This is a genomic window from Cytobacillus sp. OWB-43 (genome assembly GCF_034651445.1).
GTDB classification, from domain to species: Bacteria; Bacillota; Bacilli; order Bacillales; family Cytobacillaceae; genus Cytobacillus; species Cytobacillus kochii.
The window spans coordinates 20,206-39,926 of the sequence record NZ_JAYEFF010000012.1 but is presented as its reverse complement, the minus strand read 5'-3'; the positions used below and the strand labels follow the sequence as shown (position 1 = coordinate 39,926).

General features: G+C 37.1%; 20 protein-coding genes. 18 read left to right on the top strand and 2 right to left on the bottom strand.

Annotation, left to right across the window (positions count from 1 at the left end):
* Positions 1 to 39: 39 nt before the first annotated feature.
* Positions 40 to 1,386, bottom strand: coding sequence for a chromosomal replication initiator protein DnaA (gene dnaA, locus U9M49_RS22445; RefSeq protein ID WP_095371329.1), 1,347 nt, complete (start codon positions 1,384 to 1,386; stop codon positions 40 to 42).
* Positions 1,387 to 2,436: 1,050 nt separating this feature from the next.
* Between dnaA and rpmH the strand changes: the two genes are divergently transcribed.
* The 11 genes from rpmH to U9M49_RS22390 all read left to right on the top strand — a co-directional run bounded on the left by rpmH (position 2,437) and on the right by U9M49_RS22390 (position 12,787).
* Positions 2,437 to 2,571 (top strand): 50S ribosomal protein L34, encoded by a 135-nt coding sequence (gene rpmH, locus U9M49_RS22440; protein WP_016201470.1) that lies wholly within the window; start codon positions 2,437 to 2,439, stop codon positions 2,569 to 2,571.
* A gap of 148 nt (positions 2,572 to 2,719) precedes the next feature.
* Positions 2,720 to 3,085 (top strand): ribonuclease P protein component, encoded by a 366-nt coding sequence (rnpA, locus tag U9M49_RS22435; protein WP_095371330.1) that lies wholly within the window; start codon positions 2,720 to 2,722, stop codon positions 3,083 to 3,085.
* A gap of 184 nt (positions 3,086 to 3,269) precedes the next feature.
* Positions 3,270 to 4,064: a YidC family membrane integrase SpoIIIJ gene (gene spoIIIJ / locus U9M49_RS22430; protein ID WP_095371331.1), complete on the top strand. Its 795-nt coding sequence runs from the start codon at positions 3,270 to 3,272 to the stop codon at positions 4,062 to 4,064.
* Positions 4,061 to 4,684 (top strand): RNA-binding cell elongation regulator Jag/EloR, encoded by a 624-nt coding sequence (jag, locus tag U9M49_RS22425; protein WP_095371332.1) that lies wholly within the window; start codon positions 4,061 to 4,063, stop codon positions 4,682 to 4,684. Before spoIIIJ ends, jag begins: the two co-directional genes overlap by 4 nt.
* A gap of 412 nt (positions 4,685 to 5,096) precedes the next feature.
* Entirely contained in the window at positions 5,097 to 6,482 is a 1,386-nt protein-coding gene (mnmE, locus tag U9M49_RS22420) for a tRNA uridine-5-carboxymethylaminomethyl(34) synthesis GTPase MnmE (protein ID WP_095371333.1), read from the top strand.
* Between the two features lie 52 nt (positions 6,483 to 6,534).
* Entirely contained in the window at positions 6,535 to 8,424 is a 1,890-nt protein-coding gene (mnmG, locus tag U9M49_RS22415; RefSeq protein WP_322910623.1) for a tRNA uridine-5-carboxymethylaminomethyl(34) synthesis enzyme MnmG, read from the top strand.
* Between the two features lie 15 nt (positions 8,425 to 8,439).
* Positions 8,440 to 9,159: a 16S rRNA (guanine(527)-N(7))-methyltransferase RsmG gene (gene rsmG, locus U9M49_RS22410; protein WP_224937008.1), complete on the top strand. Its 720-nt coding sequence runs from the start codon at positions 8,440 to 8,442 to the stop codon at positions 9,157 to 9,159.
* A gap of 111 nt (positions 9,160 to 9,270) precedes the next feature.
* Complete coding sequence (noc, locus tag U9M49_RS22405; RefSeq protein ID WP_322910622.1) at positions 9,271 to 10,170, top strand: nucleoid occlusion protein; 900 nt, start codon at positions 9,271 to 9,273, stop codon at positions 10,168 to 10,170.
* Positions 10,171 to 10,414: 244 nt separating this feature from the next.
* Positions 10,415 to 11,176, top strand: coding sequence for a ParA family protein (locus tag U9M49_RS22400; protein ID WP_095371337.1), 762 nt, complete (start codon positions 10,415 to 10,417; stop codon positions 11,174 to 11,176).
* A complete protein-coding gene (locus tag U9M49_RS22395; RefSeq protein WP_095371338.1) occupies positions 11,169 to 12,023 on the top strand; it encodes a ParB/RepB/Spo0J family partition protein in 855 nt (284 codons plus the stop codon). The genes U9M49_RS22400 and U9M49_RS22395 overlap by 8 nt, the downstream gene beginning before the upstream one ends.
* Before the next feature lie 62 nt (positions 12,024 to 12,085).
* The gene (locus tag U9M49_RS22390) at positions 12,086 to 12,787 is read left to right on the top strand and encodes a DUF554 domain-containing protein (RefSeq protein ID WP_095371339.1); all 702 of its coding nucleotides are present in this window, start codon (positions 12,086 to 12,088) and stop codon (positions 12,785 to 12,787) included.
* 304 nt (positions 12,788 to 13,091) lie between these two features.
* On the opposite strand, the gene yyaC is transcribed toward U9M49_RS22390, so the two are convergent.
* Positions 13,092 to 13,709 (bottom strand): spore protease YyaC, encoded by a 618-nt coding sequence (gene yyaC / locus U9M49_RS22385; RefSeq protein ID WP_095371340.1) that lies wholly within the window; start codon positions 13,707 to 13,709, stop codon positions 13,092 to 13,094.
* A gap of 206 nt (positions 13,710 to 13,915) precedes the next feature.
* On the opposite strand from yyaC, the gene U9M49_RS22380 reads away from it, so the two are divergent.
* The 7 genes from U9M49_RS22380 to U9M49_RS22350 all read left to right on the top strand — a co-directional run bounded on the left by U9M49_RS22380 (position 13,916) and on the right by U9M49_RS22350 (position 19,609).
* On the top strand, positions 13,916 to 14,107 hold the full coding sequence (locus tag U9M49_RS22380; protein ID WP_180317033.1) for a DUF951 domain-containing protein: 192 nt from the start codon (positions 13,916 to 13,918) through the stop codon (positions 14,105 to 14,107).
* A gap of 312 nt (positions 14,108 to 14,419) precedes the next feature.
* Entirely contained in the window at positions 14,420 to 15,520 is a 1,101-nt protein-coding gene (gene ychF / locus U9M49_RS22375) for a redox-regulated ATPase YchF (protein ID WP_095371342.1), read from the top strand.
* A 260-nt stretch (positions 15,521 to 15,780) separates the two neighbouring features.
* Complete coding sequence (gene rpsF / locus U9M49_RS22370) at positions 15,781 to 16,068, top strand: 30S ribosomal protein S6 (protein ID WP_095371343.1); 288 nt, start codon at positions 15,781 to 15,783, stop codon at positions 16,066 to 16,068.
* Between the two features lie 37 nt (positions 16,069 to 16,105).
* On the top strand, positions 16,106 to 16,618 hold the full coding sequence (gene ssb / locus U9M49_RS22365) for a single-stranded DNA-binding protein (RefSeq protein ID WP_095371344.1): 513 nt from the start codon (positions 16,106 to 16,108) through the stop codon (positions 16,616 to 16,618).
* Positions 16,619 to 16,663: 45 nt separating this feature from the next.
* On the top strand, positions 16,664 to 16,903 hold the full coding sequence (gene rpsR, locus U9M49_RS22360) for a 30S ribosomal protein S18 (RefSeq protein ID WP_095371345.1): 240 nt from the start codon (positions 16,664 to 16,666) through the stop codon (positions 16,901 to 16,903).
* 945 nt (positions 16,904 to 17,848) lie between these two features.
* Positions 17,849 to 18,337, top strand: coding sequence for an ArsR/SmtB family transcription factor (locus tag U9M49_RS22355; RefSeq protein WP_233435335.1), 489 nt, complete (start codon positions 17,849 to 17,851; stop codon positions 18,335 to 18,337).
* A complete protein-coding gene (locus U9M49_RS22350; RefSeq protein ID WP_322910621.1) occupies positions 18,338 to 19,609 on the top strand; it encodes an MFS transporter in 1,272 nt (423 codons plus the stop codon). It abuts the gene before it with no gap.
* The last annotated feature ends 112 nt before the right edge of the window (positions 19,610 to 19,721 follow it).

The window sequence follows — 19,721 nt, the reverse complement described above, 5'->3', positions numbered from 1 at the left end:
TGGACAGACTGTGCATAATCATTCGGTAGTTATTCACAATTATACTTTAAGTAATTCATTAATTTCTTTTAATTGCTGTTGAAATTGTGTGTCTGCATGAAGTAATTTAGAGATTTTTTCGTGGGCATGAATCACTGTTGTGTGATCTCGGCCCCCGAATTCCTCACCGATTTTCGGTAGAGAGAAATCGGTTAATTCTCTAGATAGGTACATAGCAATTTGCCTAGGAAAAGCAATAGACTTTGTCCGTTTTTTCGCACTAAAATCTTCTAATTTAACGTTATAATAGCCTCCGACAACCTTTTGAATCTCATGAATAGTAATAACTTTAGGTTTTGAACTCGGAATAATATCTTTTAATGCTTCTGCAGCTAAATCTGCATTAATATCTTTATTTATAAGTGATGAGTAGGCAACAACACGAATAAGTGCTCCTTCTAATTCACGAATATTAGAATCAATTTGATTGGCAATATATAACATGACTTCATTAGGAATGTCTAACCCTTCAGCTTTTGCCTTTTTACGTAAAATCGCAATTCTTGTTTCTAAATCTGGTGGGGTAATATCTGTAATCAGTCCCCATTCGAAACGAGAACGCAGGCGATCCTCAAGTGTCGGAATCTCTTTTGGAGGTCGGTCACTCGAGATGACAATCTGCTTTGATTCTTCATGTAATGTGTTAAACGTATGGAAAAATTCCTCTTGGGTTGATTCTTTTCCGGCAAGGAATTGAATATCATCTATTAATAGCACGTCTACTTTTCTATATTTATTGCGGAAATCAATGGTTTTATTATCTCTAATAGAGTTAATAAATTCATTGGTAAATTTCTCAGAAGATAAATAGACAACTTTCGCATTTGGATTATGATCCAATACATAGTGACCAATTGCATGCATTAAATGTGTTTTCCCTAAACCAACACCACCATAAATAAACAGTGGATTATAGGCCTTAGCAGGTGCTTCTGCTACTGCGAGTGAAGCAGCATGGGCAAATCGATTCCCAGAACCAATAACAAATGTATCAAAAGTATTTTTCGTATTTAACATATTGAAGGTAATGTCTTGGGATTCCTCTTCGACTGGCTTCTTTTTAGCCGGGCTGATGGCTTCAAGCTCTTCTTCGTTCTGGTTTTGCGGAATAATGAATTTAACTTCGAGTCGTTCACCAGTAACTTCTTTTATTGTTTCGGAAATTAATGGAGAATAGCGCTCTTCTAGCCAATCTCGAGCAAATTCATTAGGTGCTTTGATCACTAATGTGTCTCCTTGAAGATTATGTGCTTTAGTTGACTTCATCCAGGTTTCAAAGCTTGGTTTACTAATTTTCTTTTCTATTTTTGCTAAAGCCTGCTGCCATAGGTCAGATATATTTTCCAATGATGATCCCTCCTTTTCTTTGAAAATAACGGCTGAAAATGCCCACAAAAATGTTTATATAGAAAAAATGAATAAAATAAGATGTGGAAAAATATATAATAAGGAAAAAAGGCGACATTTCGACAATATCCACCACCTGTGGACAACCTTTTACATAGGGGTTGTATAACCTGTCCACATGATATCCACAATCTGTGGATAATAAAATATATACTGTTCAGTTATTAAGTGTGAAAACACAAATATGATAACAGAAATAACAAGAGCATGCAACGTTTTTTCAATGCTTATCCACAAGTGAAACAACCTGTTTATAACAATTGTCCACAGGTAGTGTTTTTGTGAAAAACTTGTCTATATGTAGTGTGGATAAAATAAGTTTGTCGAAAAAAGTATCCACAAGTAAAAATATATGCTGAATGATAAATACGTGGATAAATAGATGGAAGACAGTCTTCTTATAAAAACAAGACATTTAAATTAATGGACTTACAAACAATATGGAACTAGATTATAGCGGATATGCAAAAGGAATCATGAGTACAACAAAAATGGAATCAATCATAATGACACATAAATTTAATTGTGACCATGAGACCTGTTGAATGATTATGAAGGTAATTTGTATAACTTGTTCGCATGGAGAAAGTCGCCAATGCTCATAATTAGACATGGAACGAGAAGTGAAGTCTGATCCAAAAACGTGAGAATGAAAAGAGGTCTAAAGTCTAAGTCCAAAAAACTTGTAAAACAGGTTAAAACAAAACGGCTAATTTAAAATCAGCTATTAAAAAAATTTATAAGAAAATATCCCTTCAATCATTGCTATACAGGCTCGCAATCAATGGATTTCCCCAATAACCAAAAAATACTATTGAAATGAGGGTGACATTGGAGACGAAACAAAGTAAAATTCAGTACAGTGATGTTTTTTGAAAAAAGTTGCGCGTAAAGGTTAATCATCCGATGGATAGTTGACAATCTTTAGGTAGCATCTATATAATTAATAAGACTGTCTTTAACAGCTATTCCTCAGGGAGGTGTCATATAATGAAAAGAACTTATCAACCAAATAAACGTAAAAGAAGTAAAGTTCATGGATTCCGCAGCCGTATGAGCAGCTCGAACGGACGTAACGTTCTAGCACGCCGCCGTCGTAAAGGAAGAAAAGTATTATCTGCTTAGGCCACTGAAAATCAGTGGTCTTTTTTCACGTAATAGTGTAAAAATAGTGAGTAAACGCATGATTGATCGATTGCCCAAATAGAGAATATAAGACTTATTTATACATGAGCTGTTACGAACCGTGTATGAAAAAGAAGGTGTAAATGACATGAAGAAAGAATTTAGAGTAAAGAAGAATAAAGAATTTCAAGAAGCCTTTAAACAAGGTAAGTCATTTGCTAACCGGCAATTTGTTGTTTATTCTTTACAAAGAAATGACCAGTCTCATTTTAGAATAGGATTATCTGTTAGTAAGAAGCTTGGTAACGCTGTCAAAAGGAACCAAATCAAGCGTTATATTAGACAGGCCTTTCATGAGCTGGATCAAGAGTTAAAACCAAATTATGACTTTATTATTATCGCACGAAAGCCAACTGCTGAAATGAGCTTTTTTGAAATTAAGAAAAGCTTAATGCATGTTTTGAAGCTTTCTCGGGTTGTTAAAACACATAAACATGGAAATAATAAGTCATAATTTCATAAAAAGAGCTTTTTTTTATGAAATTTGGGAAAGACATCTTTTATTCATATGACATATGAGGAAAAGATGATAAAATACATACCATGAGTAAAATCAGTTTATTCGATTCTCAGTAAAAATGAAGAGATGATAGAAAAACTGTAACAATATTATCTAGGCATTAAGGAGGAAATAACGGTTGAAAAAGCGAATACCTTTATTGGTTGGTCTAATTCTAGTCACCGTACTTTTAGCAGGGTGTACTGAATTTAATGAGCCAATTACTTCCGAGAGTGAAGGCTTTTGGAACTCATACATCGTTTATCCGCTATCATGGCTTATTATTAAAATTGCAGGCCTTATGGGCGGAAGCTATGGTTTGTCGATTATTGTCGTAACAATTCTGATTCGTCTAGTAATTCTACCATTGATGATTAAACAAACTAAGAGTTCTAAAGCAATGCAGGCAGTACAGCCTGAGATGCAAAAGCTACGTGAAAAATATAGTTCTAAAGATCAAAAGACACAACAAAAGCTTCAACAAGAAACCATGGAATTAATGCAAAAACATGGTGTAAACCCATTGGCGGGCTGTTTACCATTGTTAGTACAAATGCCGATTCTTATTGGATTCTATCATGCGATTTCAAGAACGCGAGAAATTGCTAATCATAACTTCTTATGGTTTGATCTTGGCGATGCCGATCCATATTATATCTTGCCAGTTGTAGCAGGTATTACAACGTTCATTCAACAGAAGATGATGATGGCTGGACAAGACTTTAGTGCGAATGAAATGATGGCAACGCAAATGAAAATGATGTTATGGTTAATGCCAATCATGATCGTTATTTTTGCTATTAATTTCCCAGCGGCTCTTTCTCTATATTGGGTAGTTGGTAACTTATTTATGATTGTACAAACTTATTTCATTAAAGGTCCAGATTTAAAAAAATCTAAAGAAACACAACCTGCGGGAGGAGCGAAAAAGTGAAAGAAATAACTGCTACAGGACAAACCGTCAATGAAGCAGTACATTCGGCTTTAGCTCAATTACAAACAACAGAGGATCGTGTAGAAATAGAGATTCTCGATGAAGGAAGGAAAGGGATCCTTGGTATATTCGGATCCCGTCCTGCAGTGATAAAAGCAACGATGAAAATGGATCCGATTGCAGAAGCGGAGAAATTTTTATTAGAGGTCAGTGAGAAAATGGGCGCGCCGGTTGAAATTGAAACTGTTAGAGACGGTAAAAATGTTGAATTTATTCTATCTGGTAATAAAATTGCTTTATTAATAGGTAAACGAGGTCAAACATTAAACTCTTTGCAGTATCTTACACAGCTTGTCGTCAACAGATATTCTGATCAATATTTTAATATTATATTAGATGCAGAAAACTATCGCCAAAGAAGAATTGATACGTTGGTGCAGCTTGCTGAAAGATTAGCAAGCCAGGCAATTAAAACTGGTAAAAAGGTCTCGCTTGAGCCTATGCCTTCCTATGAGAGAAAAGTGATCCACTCTGCTTTGTCTCATGATAAGAAAGTAGAAACGTATTCGGATGGCAATGATCCTCATCGACATATTGTCATTTCACCAGTTAAAAATTAATTTTTTATAGAGAGTGTCCAAGCGGACGCTCTTTTTTTATGGATAAACGCGCAATTACTTCAGAACTCTTTCGGAACTTCCGAAAGAGCTTAGAAAACATTCGCAGCTTTTTTCACAAAGAATTGGTCAAAGAGGAAAATAATGAATTCAGCATTGTATGATTGTTATTCACATGTGGATAAGTTAAAATAGAGCATAATACCGACTTGGTTTCTGTGGATAATTTTTAGAAGAAAAAAATTTGTCTATACTGTTGATAACAGGTATTTTCCTTAGTTCGGGGATTTTTGACGAGGATGATCTTGCTTTTAATAATTGTTTGCATATGATATTCTGTTTTTTTGGGAAATAATTTTTTTCATAGATTGAAGGATGAGTAATTATAGATAAAAATGAAATGAGGTGAAGCCGCTTGGAACTTGATACAATAGCTGCTATATCTACTCCTATGGGTGAAGGCGCAATTGCAATTGTACGGCTAAGCGGACCTGAAGCTTTTGATATAGCGGATCATTTATTTAAAAGTGTGGGAGATAAACGTTTGAAAGAAGTCCCATCTCACACAATTCATTATGGCCATATTATTGATCCGAAGACTGACCAAGTTGCTGAAGAAGTAATGGTTTCGGTCATGAAGGGTCCAAAGACGTTTACAAAAGAAGATGTGATTGAGATTAACTGTCACGGTGGACTCGTTTCTGTCAATCGCGTCCTGCAATTGATGTTGACAAATGGTGCTCGCTTAGCTGAACCAGGTGAATTTACAAAGCGTGCTTTTTTAAATGGGCGCATTGATTTATCGCAGGCGGAGGCAGTGATGGATTTAATCCGAGCGAAAACGGATAAGGCAATGAATGTCGCCTTAGGTCAAATGGAAGGCAGATTGTCAAACTTAATTCAAAGGTTACGACAGGAAATTCTAGAAGTACTTGCCCATGTGGAAGTGAATATTGACTATCCCGAATATGATGATGTCGAGGAAATGACCCATCAGTTACTATTAGAGAAGGCAAGCTTCGTTAAAAAGGAAATCGAGCAGTTACTACGTACATCCCAACAAGGGAAAATTTTACGTGAAGGTTTATCAACGGTAATCGTTGGACGCCCGAATGTTGGTAAATCTTCGTTATTAAATAGCCTAGTCCATGAGAATAAAGCGATCGTGACAGATATCCCAGGTACGACAAGAGATGTAATAGAAGAATATGTGAACGTAAGAGGCGTGCCATTAAAATTAGTAGATACAGCTGGTATTCGGGAAACAGAAGATATTGTTGAAAGAATAGGGGTAGAGAGATCACGACAAGTATTAAAAGAAGCGGATCTTATTTTACTGGTTGTGAACTATTCGGATGAGCTTACGGATGAGGATATGAATTTATTTAAAGCGGTCGAAGGCATGGATGTTATTGTCATCGTGAATAAAACCGATTTAGAACAAAAGATTGATATGGAAAAAGTGAGACAGCTCGCAGCTAATCAGAAGCTAGTGACAACCTCTTTATTAGAAGAACAAGGAATTAACGAGCTTGAAGAGGCGATTTCTGAATTATTCTTTACTGGCTCCATTGAAGCAGAAGATATGACATATGTCTCTAACTCAAGACATATTGCTCTTTTACACCAAGCGATAAATTCAATTAATGACGCAATAGAGGGTGTTGATCTGGGCACACCGATTGACATCGTACAAATAGATTTGACAAGAACATGGGAAATTCTAGGTGAGATTATTGGAGATAGTGTACAAGATAGTTTAATTGACCAGTTATTCTCTCAGTTCTGTCTTGGAAAATAAGAAAAAAAACCGTTGATATAAATATAAAAAAAGAAAAGGGAGGTAAAATGAAATGGCTTATGAAGCAGGTTCATATGACGTTATTGTTATCGGTGCCGGTCATGCAGGAGTTGAAGCAGGTCTTGCCTCAGCTCGAATTGGGGCAAAAACTTTAATGGTCACAATCAATCTTGATATGGTTGCCTTTATGCCATGTAACCCTTCAATTGGTGGACCGGCGAAAGGAATTGTCGTACGGGAAATTGACGCATTAGGCGGCGAAATGGGGAAAAATATTGATAAAACCTATATCCAAATGCGTATGCTTAATACAGGTAAAGGCCCCGCAGTAAGAGCATTAAGAGCACAAGCGGATAAATTTACGTATCAGCATGAAATGAAAAAAACATTGGAAAACCAAGAGAATTTAACATTATTACAAGGTATGGTGGAAAGTTTAATTGTTGAAGATGGTGAATGTAGAGGTATTATTACGCAAACGGGCGCAACTTATTATGCGAAATCTGTTGTTATTACTACCGGTACATTCCTCCGTGGAGAAATTATCTTAGGAGAATTAAAGTATTCAAGTGGACCAAATAATCAACAACCATCGATTAAGTTGTCCGAACATCTAGAGGCTTTAGGTTTTGATATGGTTCGTTTTAAAACGGGAACGCCACCGCGCGTAAATAGTCATTCAATTGATTATAGTAAAACAGAAATACAACCAGGTGATGATGTACCGAGAGCATTCTCATATGAAACGACTAAATATATTACAGAACAACTGCCATGTTGGTTAACATACACGAACGAAAAAACGCATACGCTCATCGACAATAACCTACATCGTTCTCCGATGTATTCTGGTATGATCAAAGGGACAGGTCCTCGTTATTGTCCGTCAATTGAGGATAAGGTGGTTCGTTTTAATGACAAACCAAGACATCAAATCTTCCTTGAACCAGAGGGGAGAAACACGCAAGAAGTTTATGTACAGGGGTTATCAACTAGTTTACCTGAAGATGTACAACAAGACATTTTGCGGACGATTCCAGGTTTAGAAAATGTGCAAATGATGAGAGCTGGTTATGCAATTGAATATGATTCCATTGTACCGACGCAATTATGGCCAACATTGGAAACGAAAAAAGTGAAAAACCTTTATACTGCCGGCCAGATAAATGGGACATCCGGTTATGAAGAAGCAGCCGGTCAAGGTCTAATGGCAGGGATGAATGCAGCGCTGCATTCACTTGGTAGAGAGCAAGTAATCTTAAGTCGCTCTGATGGCTATATCGGGGTCCTTATTGATGATTTAGTAACAAAGGGGACGAACGAACCTTATCGTTTATTAACTTCTAGAGCGGAGTACCGTCTATTATTACGCCATGACAATGCGGATCTTCGTTTAACAGAATTAGGTTATAAAGTAGGCATGATTAGTGAGGAACGTTATCAAAAATTCTTGTCTAAAAAACAGCAAATTGAAGAAGAAAAAATGCGTTTAAAGAAGATTATTTTAAAACCGAATGCTGAGGTTCAAGGTTTAATTCAATCCCTAGGTGGAAGTGAATTAAAAGATGGTATACGTGCAAGTGATTTATTAAAAAGACCAGAAATGTCTTATGCTCATATTGAACAGCTCGCTAAAGCAACGAGTGAGTTAGATGATGATGTAAAAGAACAAGTAGAAATACAGATTAAGTATGAGGGCTATATTGAAAAATCATTACAACAAGTAGACAGACTGAAAAAAATGGAAAACAAAAAAATTCCAGATCAAATCGATTATGATGATATCAATGGGCTTGCGTCTGAAGCACGCCAAAAATTGAAATCAGTGCGTCCTCTATCTTTAGCACAAGCATCTCGTATTTCTGGTGTAAACCCAGCAGATATTTCTATTCTACTCGTTTATTTAGAACAAGGAAGAATTGCGAAAGTGGCTAATGAATAAGAGAGGATTGAACGCATGAATACAGAACAATTTGTTCATTTGCTTGAGGAGAAGGGAATTTCCCTCTCCAAGCAGCAAATGGAACAGTATGAATTGTACTATTCGACGCTTGTTGAATGGAATGAAAAAATGAACCTAACGGCCATTACAGAAAAAGATGAAGTATATTTAAAGCATTTTTATGACAGCATCTCAGCTGCCTTTTATTACGATTTTAACCAGCCGTTAAAGGTATGTGATGTTGGAGCTGGAGCTGGTTTTCCAAGTATCCCTTTAAAAATTGCCTTTCCTCAAATACAAGTGACCATCGTTGATTCATTAAACAAACGGATTGGTTTTTTAAATCATTTAGCTGAAGAACTTGGATTAGATCATGTCGAATTTGTACATGATCGCGCGGAGACGTTTGGCAAAAACAAAAAATACCGCGAAAGCTTTGATCTTGTCACAGCTAGGGCGGTAGCAAGATTGTCAGTACTGAGTGAATTATGCTTGCCCTTAGTCAAAGTCGGTGGTACCTTTTTAGCTATGAAAGGTGCAGGGGCTGAACAAGAACTAGATAAAGCAAACAAAGCGATAACAACCTTTGGTGGTAAACTGATAGATTCACACACTTTCACATTACCAGAAGAAGAAAGTGAAAGAAACATTCTAGTAATTAAGAAAGAAAAATCTACCCCTAATAAATATCCAAGAAAGCCGGGAACGCCTAATAAATCACCGATTGAATCGTGAATTTGAGCGTATATGGTTTTTTATATCACTATAAATTGATAGACAATCGCAGGAATTGTCTACTTTGTAGAGAATAGGTTATAGGGAGTTTCGTAAAGGTGGTGCAGGGTGATGAAGCATTCTTTCTCACGCCTTTTTGGCCTAGGCGAAAAGGAAAAAACAAATGAAGACAAGCTAGACGAACAAGCAGATATGGAAATGGAAGAGGCAGAGACAGAGACATTAGCAAGCCAGGAAGAGGTAAAGAAGATCCCTATCGATCAAATCGTTCCTAACCGTTTTCAGCCTCGGACAATATTTGATGATGAGAAAATAGAAGAGCTTTCTCGTACAATTCATATTCACGGTATTATTCAGCCAATTGTCGTTAGAGAATACGGTGACAATCAATTTGAAATTATTGCAGGTGAGCGTCGCTGGCGTGCAATGAATAAATTGGGTTGGGAAGAAGTTCCCGCCATTGTCAAGAATATGAGTGATACAGAAACGGCCTCAATTGCGCTTATTGAAAACTTGCAGCGTGAAGAGCTTTCGCCTATTGAAGAAGCCGTTGCTTATGGAAAGCTACTAGAGTTACATAACTTAACACAGGAAGCATTGGCACAACGTCTAGGAAAAGGGCAATCAACAGTAGCCAATAAATTAAGGTTGTTGAAATTACCAGAAGAAGTACAAGAAGCCCTTTTAAGAAAAGAAATAACAGAACGACATGCAAGGGCACTTATTCCTTTAAAAAGCCACGAGAAGCAAGTTAGCTTATTAGCTGAAGTTGTTGAAAAACAGCTAAATGTAAAGCAAACAGAGGACCGAGTGGTAAAGCTATTAGAAAAAGATCAACCAAAGGCAAAACCAAGAAGAAAAGCATTTAGTAAAGATATGCGTATTGCTGTCAACACGATTCGCCAATCGCTTTCAATGGTTTCTGATAGTGGCATAAACTTAGATTCACAAGAAGAAGAATTTGATGAATTCTATCAAATAACAATCAAAATTCCAAAAAAGAAAAAATAAATGACCTAGCCAATCTCAAATCAACTTTTGCGAGATATGGCTCTTTTTTTATCCAGAAAATAGCATCTGGAAGATTTTCTTATTTTTCTTAAAATAATTATTCTTCCCCTCACGTTCATGATAAAATAGATTCGTGCGTTCGAAAAAAGTGAATGCGTACTAAAACAATGATGTCTTTAATAGGGGTTTTTAATAGATTACATACGTAGAAAAACAAACATGTGAAGAAAGCAGGTGAGTTCAGGTGGGGAAAACGATTGCTTTAGCTAACCAAAAGGGTGGCGTAGGAAAAACAACAACAGCAGTGAACTTAGGTGCATGTCTAGCTTCTATGGGCAAAAAGGTGTTGCTTGTAGATATAGACCCACAAGGTAATGCAACGAGCGGTATTGGTATTGAGAAGGCAGAAGTGGATTACTGCATTTATGATGTATTAGTGGACGATTTAGAAGCAAGTAAAGCCATCAAACCAACAATTGTAGAGAAACTGCATATAATACCTGCTACGATTCAACTAGCAGGAGCGGAAATTGAACTTGTACCAACAATATCAAGAGAAGTTCGGTTAAAGAGAGCTTTAGAAGACGTGAAGGAAAACTATGATTATATTATTATCGATTGTCCTCCATCACTAGGATTACTAACGCTCAATTCTTTAACAGCATCTGACGCCGTATTAATTCCTGTACAATGTGAATATTATGCGCTTGAAGGATTAAGTCAACTGTTAAATACGGTGAGACTTGTGCAAAAACATTTAAATCAAGATCTTCGTATTGAGGGCGTTTTGTTAACAATGTTGGATGCAAGAACGAATTTAGGTATTCAAGTCATTGAAGAAGTGAAAAAGTACTTTCAAGATAAAGTGTATCGCACGGTGATTCCTAGAAATGTACGCTTAAGTGAAGCACCAAGTCATGGGGAGCCAATTATCACATACGATCCAAAGTCTCGCGGAGCAGAAGTATACTTAGACTTAGCAAAGGAAGTGTTAACAAATGGCTAAGGGGTTAGGTAAAGGGCTTAATGCCTTCTTTACGAATGTGGACAAAGAAAGTGAAGAAATAATTGAAGAAATCAAACTTAAGGAAATACGTCCTAATCCGTATCAACCGCGAAAAATCTTCACAAAAGAGAGTATAGAAGAGCTAAAACAATCGATTCTCACACACGGAATCCTCCAACCAATTATTGTTCGTAAAAGTATTAAAGGTTATGAAATTGTTGTTGGTGAAAGAAGGTATCGGGCAGCAAAAGAGGCAAATATGCAGACGATGCCAGTCATTATTCGCGATCTATCAGAACAACAAATGATGGAATTAGCTATATTAGAAAACCTTCAAAGGGAAGATTTAACGCCGATTGAAGAAGGCGCAGCTTATCAATTATTAATTGAAAAACTAAAAATCACACAAGAGGAATTGGCTAAGAGATTAGGAAAAAGCCGACCGCATATTGCTAATCATATTCGCTTGCTTTCACTGCCAGCTAAAGTACAAGAGATGATTGCTGATGGAAAATTAACGATGGGTCATGGTAGGACGCTGTTAGGGTTAAAGAAAAAATCCCTTATGGATACGGTAGTAGAAAAAGTGTTAAAAGACTCTTTAAATGTAAGGCAGTTAGAACAATGGATCGGGCAATTAAACGAAAAAGTTCCACGTGAAACAAAGAAGAAGGAAAATAAAGATGTGTTTATTCAATCACATGAATCTTCGCTTAGAGAAAGGTTCGGCACGAACGTTCATATTAAAAAAGGAAAAAAGAAAGGGAAAATAGAAATCGAATTCTTTTCTAACGACGATTTGGAGCGAATACTGGATCTTTTAGATCAGCAAAAAGAATCCATCTAGCCGCTTAGTCGTTTGCTAGATAGACATCATGAAAAGATAGAAAGTATATTTGGGTAGCTCTAATGTTTTTATTAGGTACAGTAGTCAATTCACTATTAATTATTGTCGGTACATTAATCGGTAAGTTCCTTAATCGTATCCCTGAAAAAATGAAAGATACAGTGATGCAAGCTATTGGCTTGGCAGTAATGGTACTTGGTTTACAGATGGGGCTTAAGAGTGAAAACTTCTTAGTGGTCATTCTTAGCCTCGTTTTTGGGGCGATGCTTGGAGAATGGTTAAAATTAGAAGATAGACTCAATCAAGTCGGTATTCTATTAGAAAATAAAATTGGATCCAATCATCAAGGTAGCATCTCTCAGGGATTTGTCACAGCAACATTAATTTTTGTTATTGGTGCAATGGGTGTCATCGGTGCGTTAGATAGTGGGATTCGTGGAGATCATTCGGTCTTATATACAAAATCAATTATAGATGGCTTCACGGCTCTAATCTTAACGACCACTTTAGGTATCGGTGTCATATTCTCAGCCATCCCAGTCTTTATCTATCAAGGATTGATTGCGTTATTTGCGACACAAATTGATAAATGGATTCCCCAAGCGTGGATGGACAGCTTTATTCTAGAAATGACAGCTACAGGCGGCTTAATGATTTTTGCTATCGGCTTAAACTTAATGGGCTTAACAAAAATCAGGGTAGCAAATCTCTTACCGGGTATTTTTGTCACCGCCCTTGTCGTTTCTTTCTATTACTTCTTTTAATTTAGGTAACGAACAATCCTTGATAGGCATGGATTGTTCGTTTTTTCTTTGGTTTCAAGTCTTCATACAGGGGTTGAATGAGATATTCGAGAGATTCATGGGCAAAAGCAGTTAGACTACACAACCTGCTTCCTTTCTTCATCATGGTTTAATGCATTTCAGCCTCATCAAACCAGATTTCCAAAATGTCTTTATTTATGTCGATTCCAAAGAAAATACGCGGCGATTTGCGTCTGGAAAAACGAAAATCGTCACGTATCGGTAGCTCTCATATTTATTGTCTGTCGGAAACTCTTGTGTCACATTATAAAGTCTGTTCTTTCCCCCAGTCGATAGGGATAAATTTTGCTTTTTCCATCATCGTTACTTCGTGGATGCCATTGGCAATGGTTTTGGCCATATTCATGACTAAGCTCAGTCTTGTATTTTGTAATACCATAAACTCCATAAACCCGCTCACATTGACGATGCCAGCGATATGTATATCACCAACTTCAGGTAAATCCTTATTTACTCCAGCACCTGGTTTAACAGGACCATCAGCAATTTGAATAATCCCCACACTTTTTACACGCCCTAAGCAGGCATCAATGCCGATAATAAAAGCATTAGGAAATTGTTCTTCAATATATGACAGTTTTTCAGATAGATTTACTGCATGAATAGGGTCTTCTAATGTGCCGAATACATGAAGGTTAGGAATAGATCGTTCTTTTAATAAGGTTCCAACTAATGGACCGAGCGAATCACCGGTAGAGCGGTCCGTACCGATACAAATAAGGACGAATGGTCTTTCTTGTATATTACTCGGGAGAAACTGCTTGATTTCATGAGCAAGTTTATTAGTAGCACTTTGTTCATCGTGTGGAATCCGAGAGGTTAATTTAGGTTTCTTATCAAAAATACGTGGATAAAAATTCATCAAGCGTCACTCCTTCAATGTCACTCTATAGAAAAGAGCGCTTTACTTTCTTTTTTAGCGATTGAATTGAATAGTAGTAATAGTATACGGAATATTCACTCATTCTATACGTGATTAGGACACGAAATATATTTTCCTCTGATGTTTATTGGAAATATATTAGTAGGACAAGGTATAATAGTGAAATAGAAGTGAAGAAAAGGGTGATGAAATTGGAAGAAAAACAATTTGATCTTAATAATATTGTTGAGATGAAAAAGGCTCACCCATGTGGAGCAAATCGATGGAAAATTATACGTATGGGCGCGGATATTCGCATTAAATGTGAAGGTTGCGGTCATAGTGTAATGATTCCAAGAAGAGAATTTACAAGAAAACTAAAAAAAGTATTGGCGTAATCAATGGTAAAGGTTATCTTTACCATTTTTTTCGATAAGAAAATGTGATTTTTTCAATGAGTTTTCATGTCTAGCTCCAGGTGCCATCCGGCTCTATGGTCTAGGCCAATCCGTCAAACAGGTTAAAGAACAACCTTTGCACCGGCTCATCTTATCTTATGCTTGTAGCTAATAGACGGGCGGCTTGCGCTTTTCTTAAAACGCACAGTGAACTTGCTTATTTTTATACAAATCTCTATAATTGTTAAAGGCTTGTATAAAAATCGATTAATAATTTTTCTTAGATAGATTAAATGATTAGGAGTGACCTAAATGGCATTAACAGCTGGAATTGTCGGTTTGCCGAACGTTGGTAAATCCACCTTATTTAATGCAATAACTCAAGCGGGTGCTGAATCAGCGAACTACCCGTTTTGTACGATAGATCCTAATGTCGGTATTGTTGAAGTACCGGATGAAAGATTAGCGAAGTTAACCGAACTTGTTCAACCAAAGAAAACGGTACCTACCGCTTTTGAATTTACAGACATTGCTGGAATTGTTAAAGGGGCAAGTAAAGGTGAAGGACTTGGTAATAAGTTTCTTTCACATATCCGTGAAGTTGACGCGATTTGCCAAGTGGTTCGTTGTTTTGCTGACGATAATATTACCCACGTATCAGGAAAAGTGAATCCGATTGATGATATCGAAACAATCAACTTGGAACTGATTTTAGCTGACTTAGAATCCGTTGAAAAACGCATTGTACGTGTAAGTAAGCTTGCGAAACAAAAAGATAAGGAATCTGTTTTTGAATTAGAAATCCTTGAAAAATTAAAAGAAGCTTTCGAAGCAGATCAACCTGCAAGAACAGTAGAATTTACAGAAGAACAAATGAAATTGGTTAAAGGGTTACACTTACTAACGATTAAACCAATGCTTTATGTAGCGAATGTTGGTGAAGATGATGTGGCTGATCCTTCTACTAATGAATACGTTCAAAAAGTAAAAGAATTTGCATCCGCAGATAATGCAGAAGTGATTGTCATTTGTGCAAAAATCGAATCAGAAATTGCTGAGCTTGAAGGAGAAGAGAAGGAAATGTTCCTTGAAGAGCTTGGTATTGAAGAATCAGGTTTAGATCAATTGATTAAAGCATCGTACAGCTTACTTGGCTTAGCTACTTACTTTACAGCTGGCGTACAAGAAGTACGTGCTTGGACTTTCCGTAAAGGAATGAAAGCACCACAATGTGCCGGTGTCATCCATAGTGACTTCGAAAAAGGCTTCATACGTGCTGAAACAGTTTCCTACGACGACCTAGTCGTTGCTGGCAATATGAATGCAGCGAAAGAAGCTGGGAAAGTTCGCTTAGAAGGAAAAGAATACATCGTTCAAGACGGAGATGTTATGCACTTCCGATTTAACGTTTGATAAAATCCCCAATGAATTCTTGTAATAAAGGATTTATTGGGGTTTTTCTATAGAGTTACAGAGGCGTATCGTCATAATGCTTTAACCGCAAAAAATATTTCATCCTATTCGTTTTTTTCTTTTTATGTTTCGTCTCTCTGTTTTTCCTTTTGAGGCAATTGCATATTGATCAAACGTATGATATACTTTTACCTTGTGAGTAATGAATAATTGCTCCTTGCCCTCACACGGGCCGTTTAGACCAAAAGGAGGTGAAAGTGATGAAAAAGTACGAAGTTATGTACATCATCCGTCCAAACATTGAAGATGAGGCAAAGAAATCTGTAGTTGAGCGTTTCGACGCAATCCTTACTGATAACGGTGCTGAAATCAACGAGTCAAAAGACTGGGGTAAGCGTCGTTTAGCTTACGAAATCAATGATTTCCGTGATGGATACTACCAATTAGTAAACATTAATGCTGATTCTAAAGCAGTTGATGAGTTCACTCGTCTTGCAAAAATCAGTGAAGATATTATCAGATACATCGTTGTTAAAGACGAGAAATAATAAATATGCTTAATTTTATCGAAAGGAGTTGATTCTGATGATGAATCGTGTAGTTCTAGTGGGGCGTTTAACGAAAGACCCAGAATTACGTTATACACCGAATGGAGTAGCAGTGGCTACTTTTACTCTTGCTGTGAATCGTACATTTACGAATCAAAATGGAGACAGAGAAGCGGATTTCATTAATTGCGTTGTTTGGAGAAAGCCTGCTGAAAACGTAGCGAACTTCCTTAAAAAAGGAAGCCTAGCTGGTGTCGATGGACGCTTGCAAACACGTAATTACGAAGGACAAGATGGCAAACGTGTATATGTGACTGAAGTTCAGGCAGAAAGCGTACAGTTTCTTGAACCAAGAAATGCTGCAGGCTCACAAGGTGGCTCGAATCAATATGGTGGCCAGAGAGATGATTATTCTTATGGTGGCAACAATAATCAGAATCAACGACCATATGATAATAACCGCAGCAACCAAGGCCAAACTCGTGTAGATCAAGATCCATTCGCTAATAACGGTCAAATCGATATTTCCGATGACGATCTTCCGTTCTAAACCAATAAGGCTTTGAAAAAATAATAGGAAAAGGAGTGACAAAACATGGCTGGTGGACGCAGAGGAGGACGTGCGAAACGTCGTAAAGTTTGCTATTTTACTGCAAATGGAATCACTCACATCGATTATAAAGATGTAGATCTTCTAAAAAAATTCATCTCTGAACGTGGTAAAATTTTACCTCGTCGTGTAACAGGCACAAACGCTAAATACCAACGTAAATTAACGATTGCTATTAAGCGTTCTCGCCAAATGGCATTACTTCCATTCGTTTCAGGTGAATAATAAGTAAATGTTCGAACACAGTAGGCTTCGCGCCTACTGTGTTTTTTTAGGTTTAATTTAGTTTGAACACATGTTTCAAACGAGTCGGAAACCTGGCGAAGCGTAGAAATTTGATGGGATTCGGATGGAAAAGAGTCAAAAAATGGGCGCGGGGTAGAAATTTGATAGGATTTAGGTGGAAACGCGTCAAAAAATGGGAGCAGGGTAGAAATTTGATAGGATTTAGGTAGAAGCGCGTCAAAAACCTGGCCAAGAGTAGAAATTTGATAGGATTCGGTCAGAAACGTGTCAAAAAATGGGCGCAGGGTAGAAGAATGGTAGGATTCGGTCGGAAACGCGTCAAAAACCTGGGCAAAGGTAGAAATTTGATAGGAATCAGGAGGAAACGCGTCAAGAAATGGGAGCAGGGTAAAAATTTGATAGGATTCGGTCGGAAGCGAGTCAAAAAATGGGAGAAGAGTAGAAATATGATAGGATTCGGGAGGAAGTAAGTCAAAAACCTGGCCAAGAGTAGAAATATGATAGGATTCAGGAGGAAGTGAGTCAAAAACATGACCAAGAGCAGAAATTTGATAGGATTCAGGTGGAAACGCGTCAAAAACCTGACCAAGGTTAAAAATTTGATAGGATTCGGTCAGAAACGTGTCAAAAATTGCCCCAAAGTAAAAAATCTGATTGGATTAGAGCGAAAACAATTGGAAGATAGCTGTGTAAACACAGTTAGCCCTCATTATTTGCAACGGTTAGAATCACACCCCCTTTTATTTCCGCTCCTTGTGCCCATATAGAGTCTCCTAAGAATCAATCCGATGGTCGACACTCCCTGAGTCGAGGTTATCCACACTCTAAATAATTAGAATATTTAAAAATATAACTTGCATTCTAAAAAGTTAGAACGTATTATTAATCTAGAACATACAATACAATTAGATAGGAGAGGTAAAAATGACATCTTTTGAATGGAAGTCCATGAATATTGATATACATCAACAAAAACTAATCTCTAATCCGTTGCGAATGAAAATTATCTTTTTACTGTCGGAACGCGCGCTCACAGCGAAGCAAGTAGCAGATGAGTTGGGGAAATCAGCAGGTAGTATCCATTACCATATTCAGCAACTTTATAAGGGTAACATTTTAGAGATTGAATCAACGAAGGAGTACAAAGGAATTATCGAAAAGTATTACCGAGCGAAGGCTAATCAATTTCATCTTAATCAAACAGGTGCGAATGTTGAGGATAAAGGAAAAAGTACAAGAGGAACAACTTTATCTTTAACCAAAGAAGAGCTGCAATTATTCCAAGATGAGGTAGATGAGCTGTTTTTGAAGTATTTTAAAAAGACGGTTAAGCCTGATGAACAGACAAAGAATCGTGATACTTATGAAGTGAATTGCTCGTTTAAGAAACTACCGAAAGAGGGGGAAAGTTAAATGCCATCATCAGCAGCCATAAAAAAGAATTTGGTGCTGTTTCTCTTAGCGAAAGTAGTGATTGTGTTTGGGTCATCTATCTATAGTTTCGCGATAGGATTATATGTTCTTGCGGTTACGGGTTCGGCCGTCAACTTTTCAATTACCCTCTTACTTACTATTCTACCTCGTATTATACTCGCTCCACTTGCTGGGACATTGAGCGACCGATGGAACCGTAAAAGAATCATTATTACAACCAATTTTGCTTGTGCCCTTTGGATTGCCGTTATTTGTGGTTTGTTTATTTTTGTCACACAAGACATTTGGCTACTTTATTTAGCGACATGCGTACTCAGTATCATCAATACCTTCTATTCTTCAGCAGTGATGTCCTCCATATACAATATGGTCGGTCCAGATTTCTTACAAAAAGCAATGTCTCTCAACCAAGCTGTGGCCTCCTTCTCAGTTATATTAGGGCCAATACTTGGAGGCATCCTTTTCGGACTATTACCTCTCTCAAGCTTCATGATGATCAACATATGTGGATTTTTCCTTTCCGGTATAGCCAGTCTTTTTATTAACTATTACTTATTTGTCGAAAAAACAGAAAAACAACAAGTAGGAACGATTCAGACCGAGTTGAGAGCAGGTCTATCCTATGTAAAAAAACAAACCTTGCTTCGCCAATTAATCTTTATGTCTGTATGGGTGAATTTTTGGTTTGCAGTTTTTCCCGTAGCACTACCTTATCTCGTTCTTACGATTCGCCAAATGCCAACTTATCAATTTGGTCTTATTGAGGGTAGCTTTGCTGTGGGCATGTTAGTCATGAGTACGATTCTCTCGTTAAAAGCAGAGATGAAAAATAAATCATTCAGTATTGGAATTGGTATGGTGTGCTTAGGAATATTGTTAATGTTAATAGGGATGCCACAACTGATAGAGATTTCTAATCAAGTGGTCTTCGTTTATTTAATAGGGATCGTGCTACTCCTAGCGGCAGCAATCATGATTATTAATATTCCAGTGATGGTACTCATTCAAAAAAGTACAAAAGATGAATATCGTGGTAGAGTGATGGCCATACTCGAAACAGGTGCGAGTGCAGCAACACCTTTAGGGTATATCCTATTTGGTTTATTTCTTGAATGGTGGCCGATATGGGTGATCATGCTCGTTTCAGGAGGCAGTATTATTTGTATGATTCTTTATCATACAAGAAATAAACAGTTTTTTAATCTATTAAAACAAACTGACCAAACCAAGGTCGTTTCAACCGAAGCATAAAAGGGAAAATCGTAATGAGAACCTTCTAGAATGATTGAACCTTCATTCTTGGAGGTTTTTTGCATGATTGCCTGTTTTCTTGATAGATAAGGATGATTTGGTTATGAAAGAA